The 26,071-nt window shown below is 55.3% G+C and carries 26 protein-coding genes; 18 read left to right on the forward strand and 8 right to left on the reverse strand.

What is annotated here, in order from left to right; all coding sequences use genetic code 11:
- Positions 1-40 precede the first annotated feature (40 nt).
- The gene (locus AC790_RS06300) at positions 41-601 is read right to left on the reverse strand and encodes a YtfJ family protein (protein ID WP_007892148.1); all 561 of its coding nucleotides are present in this window, start codon (positions 599-601) and stop codon (positions 41-43) included.
- Between the two features lie 313 nt (positions 602-914).
- Here AC790_RS06300 and AC790_RS06305 point away from each other — a divergent pair, with 313 nt between their 5' ends.
- On the forward strand, positions 915-1,121 hold the full coding sequence (locus tag AC790_RS06305) for a DUF1107 domain-containing protein (protein ID WP_007892150.1): 207 nt from the start codon (positions 915-917) through the stop codon (positions 1,119-1,121).
- A gap of 76 nt (positions 1,122-1,197) precedes the next feature.
- On the opposite strand, the gene AC790_RS06310 is transcribed toward AC790_RS06305, so the two are convergent.
- Complete coding sequence (locus AC790_RS06310) at positions 1,198-2,535, reverse strand: hemolysin family protein (RefSeq protein WP_007892151.1); 1,338 nt, start codon at positions 2,533-2,535, stop codon at positions 1,198-1,200.
- Between the two features lie 452 nt (positions 2,536-2,987).
- On the opposite strand from AC790_RS06310, the gene AC790_RS06315 reads away from it, so the two are divergent.
- The 3 genes from AC790_RS06315 to AC790_RS06325 are packed head-to-tail and all read left to right on the forward strand — an operon-like array spanning position 2,988 to position 8,844.
- Positions 2,988-4,727: an autotransporter assembly complex family protein gene (locus AC790_RS06315; RefSeq protein WP_007892153.1), complete on the forward strand. Its 1,740-nt coding sequence runs from the start codon at positions 2,988-2,990 to the stop codon at positions 4,725-4,727.
- Positions 4,724-8,494, forward strand: a complete 3,771-nt coding sequence (locus AC790_RS06320; RefSeq protein ID WP_049851251.1) for a translocation/assembly module TamB domain-containing protein — start codon at positions 4,724-4,726, stop codon at positions 8,492-8,494. Before AC790_RS06315 ends, AC790_RS06320 begins: the two co-directional genes overlap by 4 nt.
- Positions 8,495-8,496: 2 nt before the next feature.
- A complete protein-coding gene (locus AC790_RS06325; protein WP_007892163.1) occupies positions 8,497-8,844 on the forward strand; it encodes a gamma-glutamylcyclotransferase in 348 nt (115 codons plus the stop codon).
- A gap of 55 nt (positions 8,845-8,899) precedes the next feature.
- On the opposite strand, the gene ppa is transcribed toward AC790_RS06325, so the two are convergent.
- From ppa to AC790_RS06340, 3 genes are all read right to left on the reverse strand, one after another.
- A complete protein-coding gene (gene ppa, locus AC790_RS06330; protein WP_007892166.1) occupies positions 8,900-9,430 on the reverse strand; it encodes an inorganic diphosphatase in 531 nt (176 codons plus the stop codon).
- Positions 9,431-9,530: 100 nt separating this feature from the next.
- A complete protein-coding gene (locus AC790_RS06335; protein WP_007892168.1) occupies positions 9,531-9,980 on the reverse strand; it encodes a DUF441 domain-containing protein in 450 nt (149 codons plus the stop codon).
- Between the two features lie 72 nt (positions 9,981-10,052).
- Positions 10,053-10,469: a lysozyme inhibitor LprI family protein gene (locus AC790_RS06340; protein WP_007892170.1), complete on the reverse strand. Its 417-nt coding sequence runs from the start codon at positions 10,467-10,469 to the stop codon at positions 10,053-10,055.
- Between the two features lie 172 nt (positions 10,470-10,641).
- Between AC790_RS06340 and AC790_RS06345 the strand changes: the two genes are divergently transcribed.
- A complete protein-coding gene (locus AC790_RS06345) occupies positions 10,642-12,201 on the forward strand; it encodes a methyl-accepting chemotaxis protein (protein WP_049851257.1) in 1,560 nt (519 codons plus the stop codon).
- Positions 12,202-12,284: 83 nt separating this feature from the next.
- Here the strand turns inward: AC790_RS06345 and AC790_RS06350 are convergent, their stop codons facing one another.
- On the reverse strand, positions 12,285-12,560 hold the full coding sequence (locus AC790_RS06350) for a helix-turn-helix domain-containing protein (RefSeq protein WP_007892175.1): 276 nt from the start codon (positions 12,558-12,560) through the stop codon (positions 12,285-12,287).
- Positions 12,561-12,651: 91 nt separating this feature from the next.
- Here AC790_RS06350 and AC790_RS06355 point away from each other — a divergent pair, with 91 nt between their 5' ends.
- The gene (locus AC790_RS06355; RefSeq protein ID WP_007892176.1) at positions 12,652-12,930 is read left to right on the forward strand and encodes a helix-turn-helix transcriptional regulator; all 279 of its coding nucleotides are present in this window, start codon (positions 12,652-12,654) and stop codon (positions 12,928-12,930) included.
- 28 nt (positions 12,931-12,958) lie between these two features.
- On the opposite strand, the gene fbp is transcribed toward AC790_RS06355, so the two are convergent.
- Positions 12,959-13,966 (reverse strand): class 1 fructose-bisphosphatase, encoded by a 1,008-nt coding sequence (gene fbp / locus AC790_RS06360; protein WP_007892178.1) that lies wholly within the window; start codon positions 13,964-13,966, stop codon positions 12,959-12,961.
- 166 nt (positions 13,967-14,132) lie between these two features.
- Between fbp and mpl the strand changes: the two genes are divergently transcribed.
- The gene (gene mpl, locus AC790_RS06365) at positions 14,133-15,488 is read left to right on the forward strand and encodes a UDP-N-acetylmuramate:L-alanyl-gamma-D-glutamyl-meso-diaminopimelate ligase (RefSeq protein ID WP_007892179.1); all 1,356 of its coding nucleotides are present in this window, start codon (positions 14,133-14,135) and stop codon (positions 15,486-15,488) included.
- A 146-nt stretch (positions 15,489-15,634) separates the two neighbouring features.
- On the opposite strand, the gene yjgA is transcribed toward mpl, so the two are convergent.
- Positions 15,635-16,177, reverse strand: a complete 543-nt coding sequence (yjgA, locus tag AC790_RS06370; RefSeq protein WP_049851252.1) for a ribosome biogenesis factor YjgA — start codon at positions 16,175-16,177, stop codon at positions 15,635-15,637.
- Positions 16,178-16,293: 116 nt separating this feature from the next.
- Between yjgA and pmbA the strand changes: the two genes are divergently transcribed.
- The 11 genes from pmbA to AC790_RS06425 all read left to right on the forward strand — a co-directional run bounded on the left by pmbA (position 16,294) and on the right by AC790_RS06425 (position 25,927).
- Positions 16,294-17,634 (forward strand): metalloprotease PmbA, encoded by a 1,341-nt coding sequence (pmbA, locus tag AC790_RS06375; protein ID WP_007892182.1) that lies wholly within the window; start codon positions 16,294-16,296, stop codon positions 17,632-17,634.
- 72 nt (positions 17,635-17,706) lie between these two features.
- Positions 17,707-18,096: a cytochrome b562 gene (cybC, locus tag AC790_RS06380; protein WP_007892184.1), complete on the forward strand. Its 390-nt coding sequence runs from the start codon at positions 17,707-17,709 to the stop codon at positions 18,094-18,096.
- A gap of 263 nt (positions 18,097-18,359) precedes the next feature.
- Positions 18,360-18,698, forward strand: a complete 339-nt coding sequence (locus AC790_RS06385; RefSeq protein ID WP_049851253.1) for a glycine dehydrogenase — start codon at positions 18,360-18,362, stop codon at positions 18,696-18,698.
- 51 nt (positions 18,699-18,749) lie between these two features.
- Positions 18,750-19,112 (forward strand): SFCGS family glycine-rich protein, encoded by a 363-nt coding sequence (locus tag AC790_RS06390; protein WP_085982498.1) that lies wholly within the window; start codon positions 18,750-18,752, stop codon positions 19,110-19,112.
- Between the two features lie 2 nt (positions 19,113-19,114).
- Positions 19,115-19,411, forward strand: a complete 297-nt coding sequence (locus tag AC790_RS06395) for a DUF4312 family protein (RefSeq protein ID WP_007892189.1) — start codon at positions 19,115-19,117, stop codon at positions 19,409-19,411.
- A gap of 56 nt (positions 19,412-19,467) precedes the next feature.
- Positions 19,468-20,244, forward strand: coding sequence for a DUF4311 domain-containing protein (locus AC790_RS06400; protein WP_007892190.1), 777 nt, complete (start codon positions 19,468-19,470; stop codon positions 20,242-20,244).
- Between the two features lie 12 nt (positions 20,245-20,256).
- Positions 20,257-20,904 (forward strand): DUF4310 family protein, encoded by a 648-nt coding sequence (locus tag AC790_RS06405; protein WP_007892191.1) that lies wholly within the window; start codon positions 20,257-20,259, stop codon positions 20,902-20,904.
- Between the two features lie 116 nt (positions 20,905-21,020).
- Positions 21,021-22,154 (forward strand): amidohydrolase/deacetylase family metallohydrolase, encoded by a 1,134-nt coding sequence (locus tag AC790_RS06410; RefSeq protein ID WP_049851254.1) that lies wholly within the window; start codon positions 21,021-21,023, stop codon positions 22,152-22,154.
- Complete coding sequence (locus AC790_RS06415; RefSeq protein ID WP_007892193.1) at positions 22,138-23,259, forward strand: DgaE family pyridoxal phosphate-dependent ammonia lyase; 1,122 nt, start codon at positions 22,138-22,140, stop codon at positions 23,257-23,259. Before AC790_RS06410 ends, AC790_RS06415 begins: the two co-directional genes overlap by 17 nt.
- Positions 23,256-23,993, forward strand: coding sequence for a KDGP aldolase family protein (locus AC790_RS06420; RefSeq protein ID WP_007892194.1), 738 nt, complete (start codon positions 23,256-23,258; stop codon positions 23,991-23,993). Before AC790_RS06415 ends, AC790_RS06420 begins: the two co-directional genes overlap by 4 nt.
- Positions 23,994-24,016: 23 nt before the next feature.
- Positions 24,017-25,927 carry a transcription antiterminator gene (locus AC790_RS06425; protein ID WP_049851255.1) on the forward strand — a complete coding sequence of 637 codons (1,911 nt, stop codon included), beginning with the start codon at positions 24,017-24,019 and terminating at the stop codon, positions 25,925-25,927.
- Positions 25,928-26,071: the final 144 nt, after the last annotated feature.

Consider the following 26,071-nt stretch of genomic DNA (forward strand, 5'->3'; position numbering starts at 1 on the left):
ATGATTTGATGCGCTGCTTATCTGATCGACTTTACGTCACTCACTTCTGCAATAACTCATGAATCAGCTTCATCGCCTGCTGCACTTCATCCTGCGTGAGCGGACCATCTTTGACGTAGCGCACGTGTGCGGTGTTATCCAACACCACAATGGCTGAACCGCCTTTCTCCAGCTGCCAGGCCTGACGCGCGCTGCCGTTGCTATCGACGATAAACTGCGACCACGGATACTGCTGCTTGTTGCTCTCAATACTGCTGCGCACAAACATGCTGGTGCCGGGAATGGCATCGTCGGTATTAACGATGGTGGTGGTTTGATAACGATCGTGCGGCAGATGGGCGGCTTTAATGGCTTCAATCAGCGCGGCATTCTGCTCCTTAGCGGAAGATCGGCCAGCAATATGCAAGATGACGCGAACTTTTCCACTCAGCTGCGCGCTATTCCAGGATTTGTAGCTAAACTTATCTTTATCTTGTTGATAAACCAGCTCTCCTCTGTCGTTAACGCCAACGGCGGGTACGCGTTCACCCAGTTTGAATGCCTGTGCTGATGCCAGGACAGGGAGGAGTGCCAGTGCTATCACAGAGTGTACCAAACGCATTTTTCAAACTCCTTGGTGATCCGACCAGTTGTTCATGTTCCTGCAATATTAGGCGTGGATGATGCGTCTGTCGCAATGAGTTAACAGGTTTGCAACCTATGCCACAATTCCATAATGAGTGAAGGTTTATACTGGGTTTCGTGAGGCTGATAACAGAGTATTCTGTAATGATGTGTCAATTCAGTAAAAAATTCACCTTTTCGGAACATTGGTAAGAAAGGATGCTCTATAGTTATGCCTCATTTGCGCTTCATGGGTTCGTACCAAATTTGGTTACGACGGAGCGTATTAAACATTTTAGGAGTTAAACAGCATGAAGATCTTCCAGCGCTATAATCCGCTGCAAATTGCGAAATATGTAAAAACGCTATTTAGAGGAAGGTTGTACATCAAGGATGTGGGCGCGTTCGAGTTCGATAAAGGCAAAGTGATGTTGCCACGCGTCAAAGACAAACAGCATCTCAGCGTGATGTCAGAAATCAATCGCCAGGTGCTGCGACTGCAAGCCGAGTACAACTAAGTAAGCATAAGAAAGGGCGCCGATGGCGCCCTCAGTTTTTGTGCGATTGGTGTGTTAGATGCCATGAATGGCGACCCTACGACGACTCCGATTCATCCAGCGCACTCTTCGTCACATTCAGCACCGGCGGACGTTCATCAATGCGTGTCACCAGCAGCTGGTCGATGCGATAGCTATCAATATCCACCACTTCGAATTTATAGCCGGAAAACTTCACAAAATCGGTACGCTTCGGAATCTTGCGCAGCATATACATCATGAAGCCGCCGATGGTTTCGTAGTTGCCTGACTGCGGGAAGTCATCGATATCCAGCACGCGCATCACGTCATCGATAGGCGTACCGCCTTCCACCAGCCATGAATTCTCATCACGCGCCACAATCTGCTCTTCCTGACCTTGCCCTACCAGGTCGCCCATCAGCGTGGTCATCACGTCATTCAGCGTAATAATACCCACCACCAGCGCATATTCGTTCATGATCACCGCGAAGTCTTCACCGGCGGTTTTGAAGCTCTCCAGTGCTTCGGAGAGCGTCAAGGTGTCCGGAACAATCAGTGCGGAGCGAATCTGCACGCCGCTGTTGAGCGTCAGGCTCTGATTGCCGAGCACGCGCAGCAGCAGTTCTTTGGAATCGACATAACCGACGATATGGTCGATATCGCCATCACACACGATAAATTTGGAGTGCGGATGCTGCGCGATTTTGGTTTTGAGGGTGGTTTCATCTTCGTGTAAATCGAACCACACCACGTTCTCACGCGACGTCATGGATGACGGCACGGTACGTGATTCCAGCTCGAACACGTTTTCAATCAGCTCATGTTCCTGCTTACGCAGCACACCCGCCAACGCGCCGGCTTCCACCACCGCATAAATATCGTCGGAGGTGATGTCGTCTTTACGCACCATTGGCAGTTTGAACATGCGGAAGAACACGTTAGCCAGACCGTTAAACAGCCACACCAGCGGACGTAACACCACTAAACAGAAGCGCATCGGATTGATAATACGCAGCGCGACGGCTTCAGGCGCAATCATGCCGACGCGTTTTGGCGTCAGGTCAGCGAACAGGATGAACAGGCTGGTAACAATGGTGAAGGAGCAGATAAAGCTGAGCTGTTCCGCTAATTCGGGTGCCACGATGCGGCTGAACAGGCTATTAAAGGCGGGAGAGAAGGCAGCATCGCCCACAATACCGCCGAGAATGGCGACGGCATTCAGGCCAATCTGCACCACGGTGAAGAACATGCCGGGTTGTTCCTGCATTTTCAGCACGCGTTGTGCGTTGATGTTGCCTTCGTCAGCCAGCAGCTTCAACTTGATCTTGCGGGCAGCCGCCAGCGAGATCTCCGAAAGAGAAAAAAATGAACTGATTACGATCAGTAAAAGGATGACAAGCAAGCTATCGAGCATAAAAGGTCCGTTGGGTTAATCACTTGTCATTTTTGGCCTGGGCAGCGCGGGAGTGGGCGTACATCCGGTATTTGCCAGTCAAACAGGCTATCCGTGCCAAAAATGTCTGCGCCATATCGACAAGATAAGCTTAACGTCGGGGCAGAAAAAGATGCAGGCGAGGCCTGCTGGTCGCTGATTATAGCAGCAGCGCTTATCATGCCGCCAGCGGCGCGCGCGGTGTGCTCGGATTAATCCGAGTGCGCTGCTCTCTGGCGCGGAACAAGCGCATGCCTGTTGTATCGTTTCCCCCATTTACCGACAATAGCTCACTATTTGGCTTAGTCGCCGTATTTCCGCCGTTGCGGCAAAAAAGAGCGGCTATGCTGATGGGTACACGAGCGGTGGTGATACCCTTCTACAGAATAAACGCCCCTGCGGAATAGGGGCCGGCATTATTAACAGGAGTACGTGTGCCACGATTTCATATTTATTGTCTGGCCAGCCTGTTGCTTGCTGCACCTGCCGTTGAGGCGGCCAAAGTGCGCTTGCAGCTGGACGGATTGACCGGGGATTTGCAGAAGAATGTCAGGGCACGCCTGTCGACGATTGGCAGTGACGAGGTGTCCAATGACGGGCGTTTCCAGGCGCGCGTAGCGGAGGCCATTAAAGAGGGCCTGCGCGCGCTCGGCTATTACGAACCTGAGATCAATTTTGAATCGCGCCCGGCACCGCCACAAGGTGGTCGTCCGGTGCTGATCGCCCACGTAAAACCCGGTGAGCCGGTAAAGATTGGTGGCAGCACCATTGTCATCCAGGGCGAAGCGAGAACCGACAAAGATTATCAAGCCTGGGTTAAGCAGGGCACGCCAAAAGTCGGCACCCAGCTGAATCACGGTGCCTACGACAAATTCAAAAATGGTTTTTCCAGCCTGGCACTGCGTAATGGTTACTTCGACGGTGACTTTAAGCAAAGCCAGCTTGGTGTGTCGGTGGAACGACGTGAAGCGTTTTGGGATATCGATTACGACAGCGGCCCACGCTACCGTTTTGGCGACGTCAGTTTCCAGGGTTCGCAAATCGACGAAGCCTATCTGCAAAATCTGGTGCCCTTCAAAAAAGGCGATCACTACAGCTCGCGCGATCTGGCTGAACTCAACCGCCGCTTGTCAGCGACCGGCTGGTTTAACTCGGTGGTGGTGGCGCCGGAGTTTGATAAAGGTCGTCAAACCAAAGTATTGCCGCTCAATGCTGTTGTCTCACCACGGGTGGAAAACACCATTGAAACCGGTGTCGGTTACTCTACTGATGTGGGTCCGCGCCTGAAAGGCACATGGAAAAAACCGTGGATTAACAGCAGCGGTCACAGCCTGGCCGCCAGCGCCTACGTCTCGGCGCCGGAGCAGCAGCTCGATCTCAGCTACAAAGTCCCGCTGCTGAAAAGCCCGCTGGAGCAGTACTACACCTTCTCCGGCGGCGTGAAGCGTACCGATCTCAATGACACCAAAGCCGATACCACCACGCTGGCGATGTCGCGTAACTGGGACAGCAGCAGCGGCTGGCAGAAGGCGATTAATCTGCGCTGGAGCCTCGATCACTTTACCCAAGCGAGCGTCACCAACACCACCATGCTGCTCTATCCGGGCGTCAGCCTGAACCGCACTCGCTCGCGCGGCGGTTTAATGCCGACGTGGGGCGATTCGCAGCGCTACTCGGTGGATGTGTCGGATACCACCTGGGGATCGGACGTTGATTTCATGATCCTGCAGGCGCAAAACGTCTGGATCCGTACCCTCGCCGATAAGCATCGCTTTGTGGCGCGCGGTAATGTGGGTTGGATCGAAACCAATGATTTCGACAAAGTGCCGCCGGATCTGCGCTTCTTCGCCGGTGGTGACCGCAGTATTCGCGGCTACAAATACAAAGATGTGTCGCCGCGTGATGACAACGGCAAGCTGACCGGCGCCTCAAAAATGGCCACCGGCTCGCTCGAGTATCAATACAACGTGACCGGCAAATGGTGGGGCGCGGTGTTTGTCGATTCCGGTGAAGCGGTCAACGACATCAAACAGAGTAACTTGAAAACCGGCGCCGGCTTTGGCGTGCGCTGGTCTTCTCCGGTAGGGCCGATCAAGTTCGATATCGCGCGGCCAATTGGCGATGACAAGGAGCATGGATTGCAATTTTACGTAGGATTGGGGCCTGAACTATGAAGCTGTGGAAAAAGGTCCTGATTGGCATGGGTATTTTTTTGCTGCTGCTGGTCGGCAGCATCGCCTTTTTGGTTGGCACCACGCCGGGTTTGCATCTGCTGCTGAAAGGCGCCGATCGCTGGGTGCCAGGCTTGTCGATCAAACAGGTTGATGGCGGCTGGCGCGATCTCACGCTTAGCGGCGTGAAGTATGAGATGCCAGGCGTAAGCGTGGATGCAGGACGCTTCCATCTGGCGCTGAATCTGAATTGCCTGCTGCACTCGTCGGTATGCGTTAACGACATTGCGCTGCAGGACGTTAGCGTGGTGGTGGATAGCAAAAAAATGGCGCCCGCCAGCGCACCGCCGCCAGAAGAGGAGAGCGGCAGCACCAATCTCAGCACGCCGTATCCGATCACGCTGAGTAAAGTGGGTCTGCATAACATCAACGTAAAAGTGGATGATACGGCAATTTCCCTGCTGGATTTCAGCACCGGTCTACAGTGGCAAGATCGCGCGCTAACGCTGACACCGACTCACATCCAAAGCTTGCTGATCGCGCTGCCTAAAGCGGCGAAAGTGGTTGATGAGCAAGTGGTACAGCCCAAAGTGCAGCAGCCGCAGCCGGCAGAAAAGCCGCTGGGCGAAACGCTGCAGGCGATGTTTGCCCAGCCGCTGCTTCCGGCACTGCCAGACTTCCAGCTACCGCTGGATATTACCGTGCAGGAGTTGCTGGGAGAGCAGCTGCGCATTACCGGCGATACCGATGTGTCGATTACGCGTCTGCTGCTGAAAGCCAAAACCGCCGATCGCCATCTGCAGCTGGAAACCTTCGATGTTGATTCGCCGCAAGGGCAGCTCAACGCCAGCGGAGAAGCGACCTTAGCCGATAACTGGCCGGTGAATTTTGCGCTGAACGGCACGCTCAATGTTGATCCGATCAAGGGCGAGAAGATCAAAATGAACCTCGGCGGCGCGATGCGTGACGAGCTGAAGCTGGGGCTGAATCTCTCCGGCCCGGTACGCGCGCAGCTGGATGCCACCGCGCAGCCCGCCGTTGCCGGCTTACCGCTGGCGCTGCAGCTGACCAGCCCACAGCTGCGCTGGCCGCTTACCGGAGCGGTGCAGTATCAGGCGGATAATCTCGATTACCAGTTCAAAGGCAAAGCCACCGATTACGTGATGTCGCTGCGCACCGCTGTAAAAGGCGAAGGTGTGCCGCCGGCGACGATTGCGCTGGACGGCAAAGGCAACGAGCAGCAGTTCAATCTCGACAAGCTGCGCGTCGCGGCGCTGCAGGGCAATATCGATCTCACGGCGCTGGTGGACTGGAGCAAGGCCATTAGCTGGCGCAGCGAGCTGACGCTGTCGGGCATCAACACCGCCAAACAGTATCCGGATTGGCCAGCGAAGCTGGACGGTAAAATCGCCACGCGCGGCAGCCTGTACGGCGGCAGCTGGCAGCTCAGCGTGCCGCAGCTGGAGCTGAAAGGTAACGTCAAACAGAATGCGGTGAGCGCGAAGGGCACGTTGACTGGCAACAGCTACAACCAGTGGAAAGTTCCCGGCCTCAACATTGCGCTGGGCCGTAACCATCTGGATGTAAAAGGCGAGCTGGGCGATACGCTCAATCTTGACGCGACGATTGATGCCCCCAATCTGGATAACGCGCTGCCGGGCCTGGGCGGCGTCGCCAAAGGAACCATCAAAGCGCGCGGAACCTTGCAGGCACCGCAGCTGCTGGCCGATCTTACGGCAACCGGTTTACGCTGGCAGCAGCTGCAAATTCGCCGTGTGGCGCTGCAGGGCGATGTGAAATCCAGCGATCAAATCGCCGGTAAGCTACAACTGCGGGTGGAACAGCTGCAGCAGGATGCGCTGAAAGTGAACCTGCTGACGCTGAACGCTGACGGCAACGAAAAGCAGCATCAGCTGAAGCTCGACGTGCAGGGTGAACCGGTTTCTGGCCAGCTGGCGCTGAATGGCAGCTTCGATCGCAAAACCGAGCGCTGGCAGGGTAATCTCAACAATACCCGTTTTGATACGCCGGTGGGTGAATGGCGCCTGACGCGCGCGATGGCGATTGATTACCTCAACAGCAAGCAAACCGCGACCATTGGACCGCACTGCTGGCAGAATCCGAACGCGCAGCTATGCGTGCCGGAACCGATTGAAGCGGGCGCCAGCGGACATGCGCATGTGGTGCTCAATCGTTTCGATCTGGCGATGCTCAAACCGTTCCTCACCGATGCCACCAAACTGAACGGCGTGTTCAGCGGTGATGCACGCGTTAACTGGACCGCTGACGGCGCGCTGCCGACTGGCACCGTGGCGCTGAAAGGCAACGGCGTAAAAGTGGAGCAGGATGTGCAGGGCAACACCTTGCCAATCGCCTTCGACACGCTGAATCTGAATGCGGCGCTGCAAAATGGGCGTGCCCAACTGAATTGGCTGATCCACATCGTTAACAACGGCCAGCTCAGCGGCAACGTGCAAATTGCCGATCCTGAGAACCGTCGTCAGCTGTCGGGTAACATCGGAATCAGCAATATCTCGCTGGCGATGCTCAATCCGGCGCTGATGCAGGGTGAGAAGATCAAAGGCAACCTCAACAGCAATCTGCGTCTGGCCGGTTCGCTGCAGCAGCCGCAGGTATTTGGCCAGCTGGGGCTGAGCGATGTGGATGTCGACGGCAGCTTTATGCCGGTCGATCTCACCGCCGCCAATCTCAACATGGTGTTCAATGGCATGAGCTCAACGCTCAACGGCATGATTCAAACGGCGCAAGGCAATCTTAACCTGAGCGGAAACGCCGACTGGAGCCAGCTGGACAACTGGCGTGCGCGCGTCGCCGCCCAGGGCAGCCGTATACGCGTCACCGTGCCGCCGATGGTGCGCATGGATGTCTCGCCGGATCTGGTGTTCGAAGCCACGCCAGCCGCGTTCAACCTCGACGGCAAAGTGGATATTCCGTGGGCGCGCATCACCGTGCAGGAAGTGCCGGAAAGCGCGACCGGCGTCTCGTCTGATGAAGTGATGCTGGATCAAAATCTCAAGCCGATTGCGCCGAAAACTGCGGCGATCCCGATCAACAGCAATCTGGTGATCCACGTCGGCAACGACGTGCGCCTCTCGGCATTTGGCCTGAAAGCCAAGCTGAATGGCGATCTCAAACTGGCGCAGGATAAAAATGGTCTTGGCCTAAATGGCCAAATCAACATTCCATCTGGCCGTTTCCACGCTTATGGTCAGGATCTGGTGGTGCGCAAAGGTGAGCTGCAATTTGCCGGTCCGCCGGATCAGCCTTACGTCAACCTTGAAGCCATCCGTAATCCGGAGGCAACCGAAGACGATGTTACCGCCGGATTGCGTGTCACCGGATTGGCGGATGAGCCGAAAGTGGAAGTGTTCTCCGACCCGGCCATGTCGCAACAGGAAGCGCTTTCTTACCTGTTACGCGGTCAGGGACTCAACAGCGATGGTGACAGCAACGCATTAACTTCCGCGCTGGTGGGATTGGGGGTTGCGCAAAGTGGTCAGGTTGTGGGTAAAATCGGCGAGACATTCGGTGTCAGTAACCTCGCGGTTGATACCGCTGGCGTAGGTGATAGTCAGCAGGTGCAGGTGAGTGGTTACGTGTTGCCGGGTCTACAAGTAAAATACGGTGTTGGCATATTTGATTCACTGGCGACGTTAACCTTGCGTTATCGCCTGATGCCCAAACTCTATTTAGAAGCCGTGTCGGGTCTCGACCAGGCACTGGATCTGCTCTATCAGTTTGAGTTTTAGCAATGCGAATAATTGTCTATGGCAGTTTACGGCGCAAACAGGGAAACAGTCATTGGATGACGAATGCGCAGTGGCTCGGCGACCACCAGATTGTAGGGTTTGATCTCTACAATCTCGGTCACTATCCGGGTGTGGTGGAAGGAGAAGGCAGCGTCTATTGCGAGGTGTACCGCATTGACGCCAGCACGCTCGGCGAGCTTGATGCCCTGCGTACCAAGAATGGCGAATACAAACGCCAGCTTATTCAGACGCCTTACGGCAGTGCCTGGCTGTATGTCTATCAGCGTTCGATAACCGGGCGCACGCGTATCGCGAGCGGCGACTGGCTAAGGCGCGATGGCGATAGTTAACAAATAAAAACACCGTCCATAGGACGGTGTTTTTTTATGCGTGACAGAAAAAAGCTTATTTCTTCTGGGCGCGCTCGTAGGAAGCAATGATTTCAGCTTTCGCCGCTTCTGCATTGTCCCAGCCGTCAACTTTCACCCATTTGCCTTTTTCCAGATCTTTGTAGTGCTCGAAGAAGTGGGTGATCTGCGCTTTCAGCAGTTCTGGCAGGTCGTTCACATCTTTGATGTGATCGTACTCTTTGCTCAGCTTGGTGTGCGGAACCGCAACCAGTTTGGCATCTTCGCCAGACTCGTCGGTCATTTTCAGCACGCCAACGGGACGGCAGCGGATCACTGAGCCCGGCACCAGCGGATACGGGGTTGGCACCAGCACGTCAACCGGGTCACCGTCCAGAGACAGGGTGTGGTTGATGTAGCCGTAGTTGCACGGGTAGAACATGGCGGTAGACATGAAACGGTCTACAAACAGGGCGCCAGACTCTTTGTCGACTTCATATTTGATCGGATCGGCGTTAGCCGGGATCTCAATGACAACGTAGATATCTTCTGGCAACTCTTTACCTGCAGGCACCTGGTTCAAACTCATCTGGCTTTCCTTCATTAGTCATATGTTGAGTGACGGCTATTATAGCCAACTGACTCTGAAAGTATGCCCCCTTTTTGGCGTTTCGGAATGCTCCACCCCGCTACTTCGCGGTGACAAACAGCGAGACGATGCCGGCAGCAATCAGCGGTCCAACCGGCACGCCACGGAAGAAGGCGACGCCAATCACCGTACCAATCAGCAGTCCACCAATTACCGACGGCTGCACGCTCATAAAGTTCACACCGCGACCGCCCAGCCAGGCAACAAAAATGCCCACCACAATCGCCACGATGGATTGCCAGTTGGCGAAGGATTTCAGCAGCGAAGAGGCCGGCAGCGTGCCGCTGGCCAGCGGTGCCATCACGGCGACGGTAAGGATAATAATGCCGATCTGAATGCCCTGCTTCTCCACATAGGGGAAGAACTGAGACAACGGCGTAAGCTTGATCGCCAGCAGGATCAGTATCGAAATGGTAACGGCGCTGTTATGCACGAAATAGCTGAGGACGGCGAGGCAAACAAGAATGATGGTGGAGGCATAGGCAGCCATGGTTTCTCCCTGAAGATCGATGGGCGCGCTGACAAGTGCCAGCGCTCAGCGTTTTTTTAACGCCCCCATTAATCAACAATCGTCGGGGTTGGCGCAACTGCCTTTGTTAATTGATTGCAACATCAGCGCTTGATTGCGTACCAGGCTGACGCCCTGCGCGCCGACGGAAAGTGCCGCCATGGTGCCCTGGCTGCTGAGGAAATAGCTGCGGCTGGCATCCAGCCAGCTATCGCGATAAGCCAGCCATGCACGCTGGGCGCTACGCAATTTGTCTTTTGGTTCACCGGTTAATTTTTTCATCACTTGGGTGTACTGCGCGTTCATCTCCTTATCCCACGCTTTATTGGCCGTGTCATAGCATTGCGACATGGCGAGCGTGGTGGATTCCCGGTTCATACACTGGTCTAGCTGCTGGTCGATGGGGGAGGTTTGTTGTGCCGTGGCAAAACCACTGACCAGTAAACACGCGATCGGAAGCCATGTTTTCATCGTTTCAATCCTTAAATTTTGTGGCAGCGGACTTCAGTAAAAATGAAGCGTAAGTGATCGTCAGCAGATTGACCATCAACAATGGATAAAGTTTCTGCGATCAACTGCCGATAATCTCTCCGTTTTAGGGCCAGCGGATTTCTGCCTTTTCTTGCAAACGGGGATAATCATGATTAAACAGCTATCAATTCGTACTGCATTACTCACGCTCCTGGCATTTATGACGCTGCTGCTGCTGGCGGTGAGCGCTATGGGCATCTCTGCGATTAACTCAGGCAATCAATCACTGGATGCACTCAACCGCATTCAAGGGGTTGAGCTCAACAGTTTGTATCAAAGCCGTTCGGAGCTGATGCGCGCTCGCGCCAACGCCGCGCTGGCGGTGCGTAAAATTGAAATTGGTTTACTGGATGAGGGTGATGTCGTCACCAAACAAACTCAGGCGGCGGTAGAGAGTTCACACCAGTATTTAAAAGCGTTTGTCGATGCCGGAACGGTGACGGCACATGGAAAAACGCTGGCCGATGCGGTGGTCACAACCTATGGCGCGTATGAGAAAGAGGGCATCACGCCAATGATTGATGCCCTGAAGAAGCAGTACACCGACGAATACTATCAAGTGCTGGAAGGCAAACAATCGGCGCTGGCAGCCACCTACTCTAAAGCCGTCAATGATTTCAGCGTTTATGCCAATGAAGTCTCTGCAGCGCGTCTGGCGCAGGCGGCACGCAATGAACTGCAGCTGAAGATCCTGATTGGTGTTTCAGTGGCGTTGACATTGCTGCTGATTGCGCTGGCCTGGCAGCTGCTGCGTCGTCTGCTGCTGCGTCCTCTCGATAGCGCGATTCTGCATCTGGAGCAAATTGCCGCGGGTGATTTGTCGCAGCCGCTGCCTGCTGCCGGAAAGAACGAGTTGGGCCGTCTCAATCAGGCGCTGGCCAACATGCAGCTGGCACTGAGCAGTTCAGTGAGCCAGGTACGCGAAGCCAGCTTGCAAATTGATGTCGGCAGCCGCGAACTGGCGGCGGGCACCGTGCATCTTTCACAGCGTACCGAAGAGTCGGCCGCCTCGCTGGAGCAAACCGCCGCCAGCATGGAGCAACTGACCGCCACCGTGCGCCTCAACGCCAGCAATGCCAAAGAGGCCAATCAACTCGCCAGCAATGTTTCCGACAGCGCCGATCGCGGTGCCGAAGTCGTCGGCTACGTGATGGAGAAGATGCAGGAGATTACCCAAAGCTCTAACCGCATCGGTGACATCCTCAGCGTGATTGACGGTATTGCCTTCCAGACCAATATTCTTGCACTGAACGCCTCGGTTGAAGCGGCGCGAGCGGGCGAGCAAGGGCGCGGTTTTGCCGTGGTCGCCAATGAAGTGCGCACGCTGGCGGGCCGAAGCGCGACCGCGGCTAAAGAGATCCGTGAGCTGATTGCGGAATCACAAACGCGGGTGAAAGAGGGCAGCGACATGGCCACGCGCGCCGGTGAAACCATGGATGAGATCTCCAGTGAAGTGATGCGCGTCACCACGCTGATGAAAGAGATCTCCATCGCGTCGGAAGAGCAGAGTCGTGGCATCGAACAGGTGAATCAGGCGGTAACGCAGATGGATGAGGCTGCGCAGCAGAACGCCGCGTTAGTTGAAGAAGCCAGCGCCGCGACACAATCACTGGAAGCGCAGTCGCAGCAGTTGCAGGAATCAATGGCACAATTCCGCGTGGTTGCGGCGTAATAAAACAATGAGGTCGCTAGAAATAGCGACCTAATAATCAACTTATTGCCGCGCATATTAATACGCGGCACATTAATAAGCCTTTATTTATTCTTTTGATGCGTGCGAATCTTTTCCGCTAGCTCATCATCTTCTTCATAAAAATAGGAGGGTGAGACGTCAAGCACCTCTGCCAATCGCTGCGCTGTATCCAAATCAGCCTGATGAATTCCTTTCTCGTAACGATTAATTCGCGTACTGGCAACAAACTCATCAATTCCTGCGGCAATTCCCAATCTTTTCTGCGACAAGCCTTTAGCCAGACGCGCTTGTTTCAGGCGTTTCTGGAAGGTTTGATTGAGAGGGCAGGTCGATTTCATGACTACGAGAATCGTAGATTTACTGCTTGTCAGATACTACGAGTAACGTAGTATCGTTAATTGAACAGATAAGCGGACTAAGGAGAGTGACGTGAATAATTCAAAACAAGACTGGCACCCCGCCGATATTATTGCTGCCCTGCGAAAGAAAGGAACTTCAATGGCGGCAGTATCACGACAATCCGGTTTATGCTCCACCACACTCGCCAATGCATTAGTGCGGCCGTGGCCCAAAGGGGAATTATTAATTGCCGAAGCGATTGGTATTCCGCCCGCCGAAATCTGGCCAAGTCGATATTATGCGGAGGACGGCGCGCTTATTAATCGGCAGGCAAAGATCAGAAATATGAAAACAAAAAGCCCGCACTAAGGCGGGCTTTGCACGGCGTGACGATGGCTTACGCTGAATGATCGTCCGGGTATTCACGGATGAAACGTTCAACGTCACCGACCATTGAGTCGTTGCCGCAGAAGAACGGGCAGCGCTGGTGCAGGGTTTCTGGCTGAATATCCAGAATGCGATTGGCGCCATCGCTGGCTTTACCACCCGCTTGCTCTGCCAGGAATGCCATTGGGTTGCATTCATACAGTAGGCGCAGCTTACCTTGCGGATGGCTGGCAGTGCTTGGGTAAAGATAGATGCCGCCTTTCAGCAGGTTACGGTGGAAATCGGCCACCAGTGAACCAATGTAGCGCGAGGTATATGGGCGCTTAGTAGCGATATCTTCTTCCTGACAGAACTTCAGGTATTTCTTCACGCCCTGTGGGAAGCGAATGTAGTTACCTTCGTTGATGGAGTAAGTGTAACCCTTCTCCGGGAAGGTCATACGCTCGTGGCTCAGGCAGAACACACCGAGCGACGGATCGTAGGTAAACGCATGCACGCCCACGCCGGTGGTATACACCATCATGGTTGAAGAACCGTAAACCACGTAACCCGCAGCAACTTGTTTGTTGCCTGGCTGCATGAAATCGGCTTCGGTGATTGGCGTGCCGGGCTCACTGATACGGTGATAGATGGAGAAAATGGTCCCGACGGAAACGTTAACGTCGATGTTCGAAGAGCCATCCAGCGGATCCATCAACACCACGTATTTGCCATTCTCTGAGCCTTCAAAGATGACGAACTCGTCTTCTTCTTCAGACGCGATACCGGCCACCACTCCGCGCGCTTTCAAAGCGGCTTTCAGCTTTTCGTTAGCGAACAGGTCGAGCTTCATCTGCTGCTCGCCCTGCACGTTTTCCACGCCGCTGGCACCCAGAATATCCACCAGACCCGCTTTATTGATGTCGCGGTGGATAATTTTAGCGCCAAGCTTAATGGAAGAAATCAGCGCCGTCAGTTCACCTGTGGCGTGTGGAAAGTCGTGTTGCTTCTCGACGATAAATTCGCCTAACGTTTTCATAACACATTCCCTGCATCTACGATGGAGTGGCAGCAGCTGTAACAAGCTACCAACGTATGAGCGCAGTTTAGCCGATTGAACTTTAAAAACCATAGTCCTAATCCGTTTCTTCCCTTTCAACTCGGCGTTACACTGTGCGCCGAACTTTTGAGTAATGGATCTCTTTATGCGTATTCACATCCTCGGGATTTGTGGCACTTTCATGGGCGGACTGGCGATGCTGGCACGCTCGCTGGGACACGAAGTGACCGGCTCAGACGCCAATGTCTATCCGCCGATGAGCACATTGCTGGAGCAGCAAGGCATTGAATTGACAGAAGGTTACGATGCCAGCCAGCTTGACCATCAACCGGATCTGGTGATCATTGGTAACGCGATGACGCGCGGCAATCCCTGTGTCGAAGCGGTGCTGGAGCGCAACATTCCTTACCTCTCTGGCCCGCAGTGGCTGCACGATTTCGTCTTGCGCGATCGTTGGGTGCTGGCGGTAGCCGGAACGCACGGTAAAACCACCACAGCCGGCATGGCAGCGTGGATTCTCGAGGCTTGCGGCCTTGAACCCGGCTTCATCATCGGTGGGGTGCCAGGAAACTTCGACGTTTCGGCAAAATTAGGAAAAAGTCCATTCTTCGTCATCGAAGCGGATGAGTACGACAGCGCGTTCTTTGATAAGCGTTCCAAGTTTGTGCATTACTGCCCGCGCACGCTGATCCTCAACAACCTCGAATTCGATCACGCGGATATTTTTGACGATCTGCGTGCGATCCAGAAGCAGTTCCATCACCTGATCCGCATCGTGCCGGGCCAGGGAAAAATCCTGCTGCCGGAACACGATAACAACCTCAAGCAAGTGATGGCGATGGGCTGCTGGAGCGAGCAGGAAACCGTTGGCGATAACGGTCACTGGCAGGCGAAAAAGCTGACGCCCGACTCCTCACATTGGGAAATCTGGCTCGACGGCGAGAAAGTCGGCGAAGTGAACTGGGCGTTGGTGGGCGAACACAACATGCATAACGGGCTGATGGCGATTGCGGCCGCACGTCATGTCGGTGTGAAACCGGTGGATGCCGGTGAAGCGCTGAGCAGCTTTATTAATGCCCGGCGTCGTCTTGAGCTGCGTGGTGAAGTGAATGCCATCAAGGTGTATGACGATTTTGCTCACCATCCAACCGCGATTCTCGCCACGCTGGCGGCGCTGCGCAGTAAAGTGGGCGGCACGGCGCGCATTCTGGCGGTACTCGAACCGCGCTCCAATACCATGAAGATGGGTGTGAGCAAGAATGAGCTAGCGCCTTCGCTGGGCCGTGCAGATGAAGTGTTCCTGTTCCAGCCGCACCATATTCCGTGGCAGGTTTCCGATGTGGCAGAAGCATGCATCCAACCGGCGCAGTGGAGTGCGGATATCGATACGCTGGTCGAGATGGTGGCGAAAAAAGCCCAGCCAGGCGATTCAATTCTGGTGATGAGTAACGGCGGGTTTGGTGGTATTCACCAGAAACTGCTGGAGCGGTTAGGGCGGTAATTGTGTGGGTTTCCCCTCATCCCAACCTTCTCCCGCCTGCGGGAGAAGGGGCCGATCGAGCTCCGATGTGACAATGAAGTTCCACCTAAACATTCCCTCGCCCGCTTGCGGGAGAGGGTTAGGGTGAGGGGAAAAGCGCAGAGAACTTAAGCTTCTGCCAGCTCGCGCAGATACTGGAAAATCAGGCGGGCGGATTTTGGTGGTTTGTTCGCGGCTTTCTCTTTCTGCGCATTACGGATCATGCTGCGCAGTTGCTGACGATCGGCATGCGGATAGAGGTTAAACACCTCAGCTACGGCATCATCACCCTTCTCGATCAAACGATCGCGCAATATCTCAAGTTTGTGGAACAGCGCAACCTGTTGGTTGTGACGGTTCTTCAGCTTATCCAGCGCCTGACGAATCGGATCTTCATCGCGGGAGCGCAGCATCTTACCGATCAGCTGCAGCTGACGGCGACGGCCTTCTTTCTTAATACGCTGCGCCAGTTCAATCGCGTCGCGCAGCTGTTCGTCGAGCGGGATTTTGTCGAGCGAGTTTTTCCCCAGGTCAACGAGCTCGGCGCCAAGGCGTTTTAGCTCTTCGGCATCGCGTTTGATTTCGCTTTTGCTGACCCAGATAATCTCTTCATCTTCTTCGTCATTATTATCCGGCACATCGTCGAGCCAGTCTTCGGGCTGCTTGGTCATCTCATGGCTCCCTAAAAAAAAGAGGCTAATCCTACCAGTTTATCGGGCGACTGCGAAATTGTTCTCTGAGTCTGATAGACTCAATTCATTCATACTTAAGATTAGACGGCAGGTCGATGAACGTATCTACTCAGGTTGCAGAACAACGTAAAGTGTTGGAACAGGCTGTCGCGCAGGCGTTGGAATTGGCAAAGGCCAGCACCGATGGCGCTGAAGTGGCGGTCACGAAAACCACCGGCATCGGCGTCAGTACCCGCTATGGCGAAGTGGAAAACGTCGAATTCAACAGCGATGGTGCGCTTGGCATCACCGTCTACCATCAAAATCGTAAAGGCAGCGCCTCCTCAACCGACCTCAGCCCGGATGCCATCAAACGCACCGTGCAGGCGGCGATCGATATTGCGCGCTACACCTCGGTGGATCCATTCGGCGCACCGGCCGATCCGGATCTGCTGGCATTTGACGCGCCGGATCTTGATCTCTACCACCCGTGGGAGATCGATGCCGATCGCGCGATCGAACTGGCGGCGCAGGCGGAGCAAGCTTCACTGCAGGCCGACAAGCGCATCACCAATACCGAAGGCGGCAGCTTCAACAGCCACGTCGGTATCAAAGTCTTTGGTAACAGCCACGGCATGCTGCAGAGCTACTGCTCGAGCCGCCATTCGCTCTCCAGCTGCGTCATTGCTGAGCAGGACGGCAATATGGAGCGCGATTACGCGTACACCATTGGCCGCTCGTTTGACGATCTGAAAAGCGCAGATTGGGTCGGTGCAGAGTGCGCCCGTCGTGTGCTGGCACGTCTGGCACCGCGCAAGCTCTCCACCATGAAGGCGCCGGTGATTTTCGCGCCGGAAGTAGCGACCGGCCTGTTTGGCCATCTGGTTGGCATGATCAGCGGCAGCAGCGTCTATCGTAAATCCACCTTCCTGCTCGATTCACTCGGTAAGCAGATTCTGCCAGAGTGGCTGACGATTGAAGAGCACCCACATCTGCTGAAAGGATTGGCTTCCACGCCGTTCGACAGCGAAGGTGTGCGCACCCAATCGCGTGACATCATTAAAGATGGCGTGCTGCAAAACTGGCTACTGACCAGCTACTCGGCGCGTAAGCTGGGCTTGCAAAGCACCGGTCATGCTGGCGGCATCCACAACTGGCGCATTGCCGGTCAGGGCCATAGCTTTGACGACATGCTGAAGCAGATGGGCACCGGTTTAGTGGTCACCGAGATGATGGGTTCCAGCATCAACGGCATGACCGGTGACTATTCACGCGGCGCGTCAGGCTTCTGGGTCGAAAACGGTGAGATTCAATACCCTGTGAGCGAGATCACAATCGCCGGTAACCTCAGGGATATGTGGCTCAATATGGTAACTGTCGGTAACGACATTGAAACCCGCAGCAATATACAATGCGGTTCGGTGCTGCTGCCGGAGATGAAAATCGCCGGACAATAAGAGTCATCGCTTCCTGAAAGCAGCCCAAGAGGCTGCTTTTTTTTGGCCCGACAATAATAAAAGGAAATACCAATGCGTAATAAGCATGTGATTGCAATGTTGTCTTTGTCGCTGTTGTTCTCCTCGGCTAGTGTGTTTGCGGCCGATTTAGAAAAAGATATGGACGCGCTTAAGGATGGTCTGAGCGTGGTAAAGAAAACCTCTGACGCGCAGGAGATGCATACCGCGCTGGGCAAAATGCGCCAGGCGGCAACGGATGCAAAACAGTCTACGCCAGAGAAACTGGAAGGAAAGGCTGCCGATAGCGCGGAGATCAAGGATTATCATGCCGGCCTGGATTCGCTGATTGCACAGATCGATGTGGTCGATCAGCTGGCGCAAGCTAACAAGCTGGATGAAGCCAAAACCGAAGCGAAGAAACTGGAAGATATTCGCAACGCCAACCATAAGAAATTCCGCTGATAACCCGGCCAGCCCAGTGGCTGGCCTTATTTCTTCCCACCGTCCCTGTCCGTTTCACCGCTTTAGTCGCTATAAATCCCTCACATCCTGCATTTTGTGACCGATCTCGCACACTCTGTGCGTCCTGAGATCTGGCGCACACTCGCCCGTGGGATTTCCACTTTGAGGTGGAAAAGATGCGTCTCAACAGCCTGTAGTGGAAAGCGTAATTTCTTTTCAACGCGAATTATCTGTAATTGTCCGCTGTAAACAGGAGTAACAAGGTGAGGAGTGAAGCTGTCCCGCTGAAACAGAGCACGCCGGAAGCGATTCAGGCGCTGGCGGATAAGGTGTTAAGCCAAATTGCAGCAATCTACGCCACGCACCATATCGAAGCCAACGCCGTACAACAGCAGATGCTGGCTTCACATGTCCGTGCGATGGCATCGCGCTCCCTGACGGGAGAAGCGTTGCCAGAGGTGGAAGCTGAACTGTTTGAAGATATCTCGCCGGAAACCATGGCGCTGGCGCAGCAGGTCGTTGATCTGTTTGGCAATCTGCCAAAAGAGGAAGCCTGGCTGTTATCGGTCCATATCGAAGTGGCGAAATCCAACGAAGCATAATTTAAGCGAATGACGCGCTTACCGCGCGAATGAAGCGTGAATCGAGAGGAATTGAACATGGTAACTGTAGTGATTGGCGATCGTCTGGGTAAAGGTCAGAAAGTAGCGGCGGGTATCGAAAAAGCCGGTGGTCGTGCGGTAGTCGTCCCAGGCGTGGCAGCCGACATGAAGCTGGGTGACGTGATGAAAGCCGAAAACGCCGATTTCGGCATCTCCTTTTGCGGCAGCGGCGGTGCCGGTGCGATTACCGCGCAGAACAAATATGGCTACAAAGCCAAACACGGTATGCGTTCGATTGACGAAGGCGTCACCGCCATCAACGAAGGTGCCACCGTGCTGGGCTTCGGCTTTATGGATAAAGAAGAGCTGGGTGAGCGTCTGGTGCTGGCCTGGAACAAAAAATACGGCAGCTAAGTATGAAACAGCAATACGAGACCCAGGTAACGGTGCAGGGCAAAGGCGACAGTAAAGCAAAAGCCTTTGCCGATGCGCTGAGTAAGGTGCAGCAGCAAGTGCTGCGCACCAGCCAAAAGATTCTGTTGCGCATTGAACCCATGGATGTGCGGGTGCTGCGCGCGCAGGAGAGCGTGCGAAAGGAGAAGTTTCTGTTCTTCTTCCTCGCGCGCGAGCGACGGAATTACAGCGTTGAGCTGGAGATTACCGTTAGCGTCACCGTGATCGACACCGAGAAGGTTGAATTTACGGCGACCTAAAAGAACCGCCCGACATCGCATGTGTAGGGTAAAAACGACAACAAAGGGTCAACAATATGTTTTTAATCATTTTGTTTAAGTCGTTAATCATTGGTGGATTGGTTGGCGTCGGAGTAGGAGCGGGCGCAGCGCGCATGTTCCACGCACCGACCACCCAAGGTATGGGCGCATTCCGTACCCTGGGTGAACTCAATTCCTGTGAAGGCGATCCGGCATCGCACTTCTCCTTTGGTCTCGGCTTCTTCTTTAACGCCTGGGCATCATCTGTAGCAGCAGGCTCCTTCACGCAGGACGTCGATCACCGCATTCTGCCGAACTGGGGCGCGGCGGCATTGATGGTGAAAAATCGCAACGTGGCAGAAACCCTGCACAACCCGAAACGCATGGCAATCGCCTGCGGCATCATCGGCATGATTGTGGTGGCCTTCCTGAATAGCACCGCATCAGCGGTTCCGGCGGCGCTGCAGGTTACGGCAGTCAAAGTGCTGGTGCCCGCGGCTAACCTGCTGGTGAACACCGTGATGCCGGTCATCTTCTGGCTGGCGGCCATTGATGCCGGTAAAAAATCAGGCTTCTGGGCGACCATTTTTGGTGGTCTGGCGCAGCTGATCATGGGTAACGCAGTGCCAGGTTTGGTGCTTGGCATCCTGATTGGTAAAGGCGTGGAAGAGAGCGGCTGGAACAAAGTCACCAAAGTAATGATGTTCGCCATCGTGCTGCTGTTTGCTTTGAGCGGCTTCTTCCGCGGTTTCGACATGAAACTGCTGCAATCCTTCCAGCTGGGTATTCCGGGCTGGCTGGATATGATCCACAACAGCGTCAGCGGCAAATAAGGAGCCATCAGCATGAACGAGAACGAAAACAAAGGGTTCTGGTACGCCGACTGGTCTTTCCCGATTTTTGTTGGCCTGCTCTCATCCGGCGTGTTTGCCGGTACGCATATGTATTACCTGTACGGCATCGGTGCGTTTAACGAAGTGGCGTTTGTGTCGATGCTGCGTTCCGGTATGGAAACCGGCGTGTATGGCGCGGTCGCGGCATTTGGCGCCAGCTTCCTGTTCGCGCGCATTATCGAAGGTTCGCTGGTGGGGATTCTCGATATTGGCGGCGCGATCCAGACCGGCGTCGGCCTTGGCGTGCCGGCACTGCTGCTCGGTGCCGGTATCGTGTTTCCGGTAGCGAACTTTGCCGCCTCACTGGCAACCGGTTTGGTGGTGGGTTTAGCGATTGGTTATCTGATCATCCTGGCGCGTAAGTTCACCATCAACCAGAGCGATTCAACCTACGGCGCGGACGTAATGATGGGCGCGGGTAACGCGTCAGGTCGCTTCCTTGGGCCATTGATTATCCTCTCCGCAATGGCCGCGTCGATCCCCATCGGTCTCGGTTCGCTGGTGGGTGCGCTGTTGTTCTACCTGTGGAATAAGCCAATTACCGGCGGCGCGATTCTTGGCGCGATGGCGCTGGGTGCGATGTTCCCGATTTCGCTGTAATGCGGCTGATTGGACGGTCGCCATAAATGGCGACCCTACATGTTGGGTGCGCATTTGTAGTTATGTAGGGTGCGCATTCATGCGCACCTGGCAACAATCGCAGTAAAGGAGTGAGCATGTTTGATCTGATTCTGCGCCGCGCACGACTGTGCGACGAACAGCTGGTGGATATCGCCATTCAGCACGGCAAAATTGCCGCCGTCGGCGAAGTGAGCGGCGCGGCACAGCAGGAGCGCGATCTTGCGGGACGCTACTACGTCAGCGCTGGCTGGATTGACAGCCACGTGCACTGTTATCCCAAATCCCCGATTTATCACGACGATGCCGATACCATTGGCGTAGCGCAAGGCGTTACCACCGTAGTCGACGCCGGCAGCACCGGCGCCGGTGACATCGACGACTTTTACCAGCTCACGCGTTCGGCGACCACCCAAGTACGCGCGCTGATCAACATTTCCCGCACCGGCATTGTGACGCAAAACGAGCTGGCCGATATGGCGCAGATCGATGGCGATGCGGTGGTACAGGCGGTGAAACGTCGCCCCGACTTTATCGTCGGCCTGAAAGCGCGCATGAGCAGTAGCGTGGTAGGCGAAAACGGTATTCAGCCGCTGGTGCGCGCCAAAGCCATTCAGCAGGCGGCGGGTAATCTGCCGTTGATGGTGCACATCGGCAACAATCCGCCGGTGCTGGAGGAGATCGCCGATCTGCTGACGTCTGGTGACATCATTACCCACTGCTTCAACGGCAAACCAAACCGCATCTTATCGCCGCAGGGTGAGCTGAAAGCAGCGGTGAAAAACGCGATGGCGCGCGGCGTGAAGCTGGATATCGGCCACGGCGGAGCCAGCTTCAGTTTCGACGTCGCGCGTCAGGCGATCGCGCAGGGCATTCTGCCCGACACCATCAGCTCCGACATTTACTGCCGCAACCGCATTAACGGCCCGGTGCATAGCCTGGCGCACGTGATGTCGAAATTCTTCAGCATTGGCATGACGCTGCCGCAAATTATCGCGTGCGTTACCGCGAATGCTGCCGTGGGCCTGCGCCTGGCGGGCAAAGGGCGCTTAACCGCAGGTTATGACGCCGACCTGACCATTTTTACCGTCAAAGAGGAAATCCGCCCGTTCGTTGATGCTGAAGGCGAACAGGTTTTGGGTGAGCAACATGTGCTGCCGCTGGCCGTGGTTGTCGCGGGTCACTGGCATTTGACTGACGAAGGGAAAGCCAATCATGTCTTCGATTTATGAAAAATATGACCTGAAACAGGTCATCAATGCGTCTGGCCGTATGACGATTCTTGGCGTTTCCACGCCGTCTGCTGATGTGGTTGATACCGTTAGCTATGGCTTGAATCACTACTTTGAGATGAAAGATCTGGTCAACAAGACCGGCGCTTACATCGCCAAACTGCTGGAGGTGGAAAACGCGGTGGTGGTGTCGTGCGCCTCGGCGGGCATCGCGCAGAGCGTGGCGGCGGTGATCGTTAAGGACAACGACTGGCTGCTGGAGAATCTGCACGCCGCGCCGCTCAGCGTACCGCACGATATCGTGGTGCCAAAAGGGCACAACGTGAACTTTGGCGCACCGGTTGGCACCATGGTGGCCCTGGGCGGCGGTCGCCTGATCGAAGCCGGTTACAGCAACGAATGTTCGCCAGAGCAGCTGGCGGCAGCGATCACGCCGACCACGGCGGCGCTGATGTATATCAAATCGCACCACTGTGTGCAGAAAAGCCATCTCAGCGTGGAGCAGGCGGCGGTCGTGGCGCGCCAACATGGCATCCCATTGATCGTCGATGCGGCAGCTGAGGAAGATTTGCAGTGCTACTACCAAATGGGCGCTGACTTGGTGATTTACAGCGGTGCCAAGGCGATTGAAGGGCCAACCAGCGGTTTGGTGATTGGCCGCACGCAATACGTTGAGTGGGTGAAGCGTCAAAGCAACGGCATTGGCCGCGCGATGAAAGTCGGCAAAGAGGGCATTCTCGGTCTGACACAAGCGATTGAAAACTATCTGGTGCAGCCGAAAACCACCGGTGCCGAGATGGTGGCTAACATGACGCCCTTTATCGATAACCTCAACACCCTGAACGGCGTAAGCGCACGCGTGGTGTGGGATGCGGCGGGACGCGATATCGCGCGTGCCGAAATTAAGTTCGATGAAGCGGTCACCGGTTGGCCAACCGGCGAACTGGTGCAGGCGCTGAAAACCGGCGACATCGCCATCTATTTCCGTGGCTACAAAGCCAATGAAGGCATTATCGAAGCCGATGTGCGCAGCGTCAGCGCCGATCAGCTACACATCATCTTTAGCGCTATCCAGGCGTTGATCAACGGAGGAGCGCGCGCATGAGTCTCAACCCAAATTTCTATCAGGGCCGCCTGTGCCTTAACGTGCTGGCCGGTTCGAAACAGAATGCGCATGAAATCTGGCAGGCTGCCGAAGGCCATGTGTTGGTTGGCGTGCTGTCAAAAAACTACGCCAGCAATGAAGAAGCGATTGCCGACATGCGTGAGTACGCGGCGCTGATCGACAATGCGCTGTCAGTGGGCTTAGGCGCGGGCGATCCGAATCAGTCGGCGATGGTGAGTGAAATCTCGGCAGTTTTGCAGCCGCAGCACGTTAATCAGGTGTTCACCGGCGTGGCGACCAGCCGTGCGCTGCTCGGCCAGAGCCAAACCGTGGTGAATGGCTTGATTTCACCTACCGGCACGCCGGGCTTGGTAAAAATCTCCACCGGTCCGCGCAGCTCGCAGGGCACCGACGCGATTGTGCCGATTGACAGCGCCATCGCCATGCTGCAGGACATGGGCGGCAGCTCGGTGAAGTACTTCCCGATGGGCGGCCTGAAAGCGGTGAATGAGTATCGCGCGGTGGCGGAAGCCTGTGCGCGTCACGACTTCTGGCTGGAGCCAACCGGCGGCATCGACCTCGCTAATTTCGAAGAGATTGTGCGTATCGCGCTCGACGCGGGCGTCAGCAAAGTGATCCCGCACGTCTACAGTTCGATTATCGATAGCGCAACGGGCGACACGCGCATTGACGATGTGCGTCAGCTTCTGGCAACGTGCAAGAAACTGCTGTAACAAATGAGTAACAGGTGAGCTCCGTGAGATTTCCCAATCAGCGTCTGACCCAGCTTTTCGCTGCGCTGCAAAATGAAACGCTGCCGCAGGATGAGCTGGCACGCCGCTTTTCCGTTTCAACGCGCACGGTGCGCACCGATATCACCGCGCTAAACGCGCTGCTGGAGCAGCACGGCGCCCAGTTTGTGCTGGCGCGCGGCGCGGGATATCAGCTCAAAATTGACGATGCGGCGCGTTTTGGCCGGCTGCAGGAGGAGAGCGCCACGCCGCTGCGGGTGCCGCGCACCTCACAGGAGCGGGTGCGCTATCTGCTGACACGCTTTCTCACCGCCGCTTATTCCATCAAGCTGGAAGATCTGTCGGAAGAGTGGTTTGTCAGCCGCGCCACGCTGCAAAGCGACATGGCGGAAGTACGCGAATGGCTGGGCCGCTATCACCTCAATATTGAAACCAAACCGCATTACGGCATGAAGCTGTTTGGCAGCGAGGCGGCAATCCGCACCTGCTTAACTGATTTGCTGTGGCAAATCGACCAGGAGACGCCAGACAGTCCGCTGCTGACGGTGGAAGCGCTGCACAGCGGCATTCTGGCTCAGCTTGAGCCATTGCTGCAGCAGTGCTTTGCCCAACATGCCATTCGCCTCAGTGATGAGGGCGATCGCTATCTGCAAATCTACTGCGCGGTGGCGGTGCGACGCATCAGCGAAGGCTTCCCGCTCAACGATCCGGGCGCGGAAGATGTGGGCGACGAAGTGCGCGAAGCGGCGCAGGATCTGATCAATCTGATGCGTCCGTTGGTCGGCAAGCCGATTTCACAGGCGGAAGAGAACTGGCTGCGAGTCAACATCGCCGCGCGTCAGATTCAGGCGCTGGCACCCAGCACCATCAACGCCGATGATGCTGATGCGCTGGTCGATTACCTGCTGAATTACATCAATACCCATTACAACTATCGGCTGCAGCACGATGAGCAGCTACGCGCCGATCTGCTCACTCATATCAAAACCATGATCACCCGGGTGCGTTATCAGATTCATATTCCCAATCCGCTGCTGAGCAACATTAAACAGCACTATCCAATGGCCTACGATGTGACGTTGGCAGCAGTGACCAGCTGGGGAAAATACACGCCTTACACCATCAGTGAGAACGAGATCGGTTTCCTGGTGCTGCATATCGGCGTCGGGCTGGAGCGGCATTATGACGTCGGCTATCAGCGCCATCCGCAGGTGCTGCTGGTGTGCGACAGCGGCAACTCGACGCTGCGTATGATTGAAGCGCTACTGTTGCGTAAGTATCCGCAGCTGGTGGTGACAGCGCGGCTATCACAGCGCGACTATGAGCTGCGCCAGCATATCGATGAAGACTTTGTGATCTCTACCGCGCGGCTGACGGAGAAGAACAAGCCGATTGCCGTGATGTCGCCATTCCCCACTGAATACCAGCTTGAGCAGCTTGGCAAGCTGGTATTGGTGGATCGTACGCGTCCTTACATGCTGGAGAAGTACTTCGACGCGCAGCACTTTATGGTGCTGGATAAGCCGATGGCGCAGTCGGATCTGTTCCGTCTGCTGTGCGATCAGCTGCAAGCTGAAGGCTATGTCGATGCGGATTTCTTTCCATCGGTTGAGGAGCGTGAAGCGATCGTCAGTACCATGCTGGGCGAAGGCATTGCGCTGCCGCACTCGTTGGGTTTACTGGCGCAGAAAACCGTGGTGTATACGGTACTGGCCCCGCACGGCGTAAGCTGGGGCGAGGAGACGGCATCGGTGATTTTCCTGCTGGCGATCAGCAAGAGCGAATATGAAGAGGCGATGGCGATTTACGATCTGTTCGTCACCTTCCTGCGCGAAAGGGCGATGGCGCGTCTGCGTGATTGCGCCGATTTTGTCAGTTTTAAAGCGGTGGCGATCGATTGTTTGAGCCGGTTGTGAGGGATTGTGCCCGCCGTCCCCCATCCCGGCCTTCCCCCGCAAGCGGGGGAAGGAGACGCTGCCACATGCAGCTTCAGCACTGACATATGGCAGTATCTTCCTCCCCCATTTATGGGGGAGGAAGATACTGCCATATGTCAGAAC

Source organism: Pantoea sp. RIT-PI-b (assembly GCF_001187905.1).
GTDB classification, from domain to species: Bacteria; Pseudomonadota; Gammaproteobacteria; order Enterobacterales; family Enterobacteriaceae; genus Pantoea; species Pantoea nemavictus.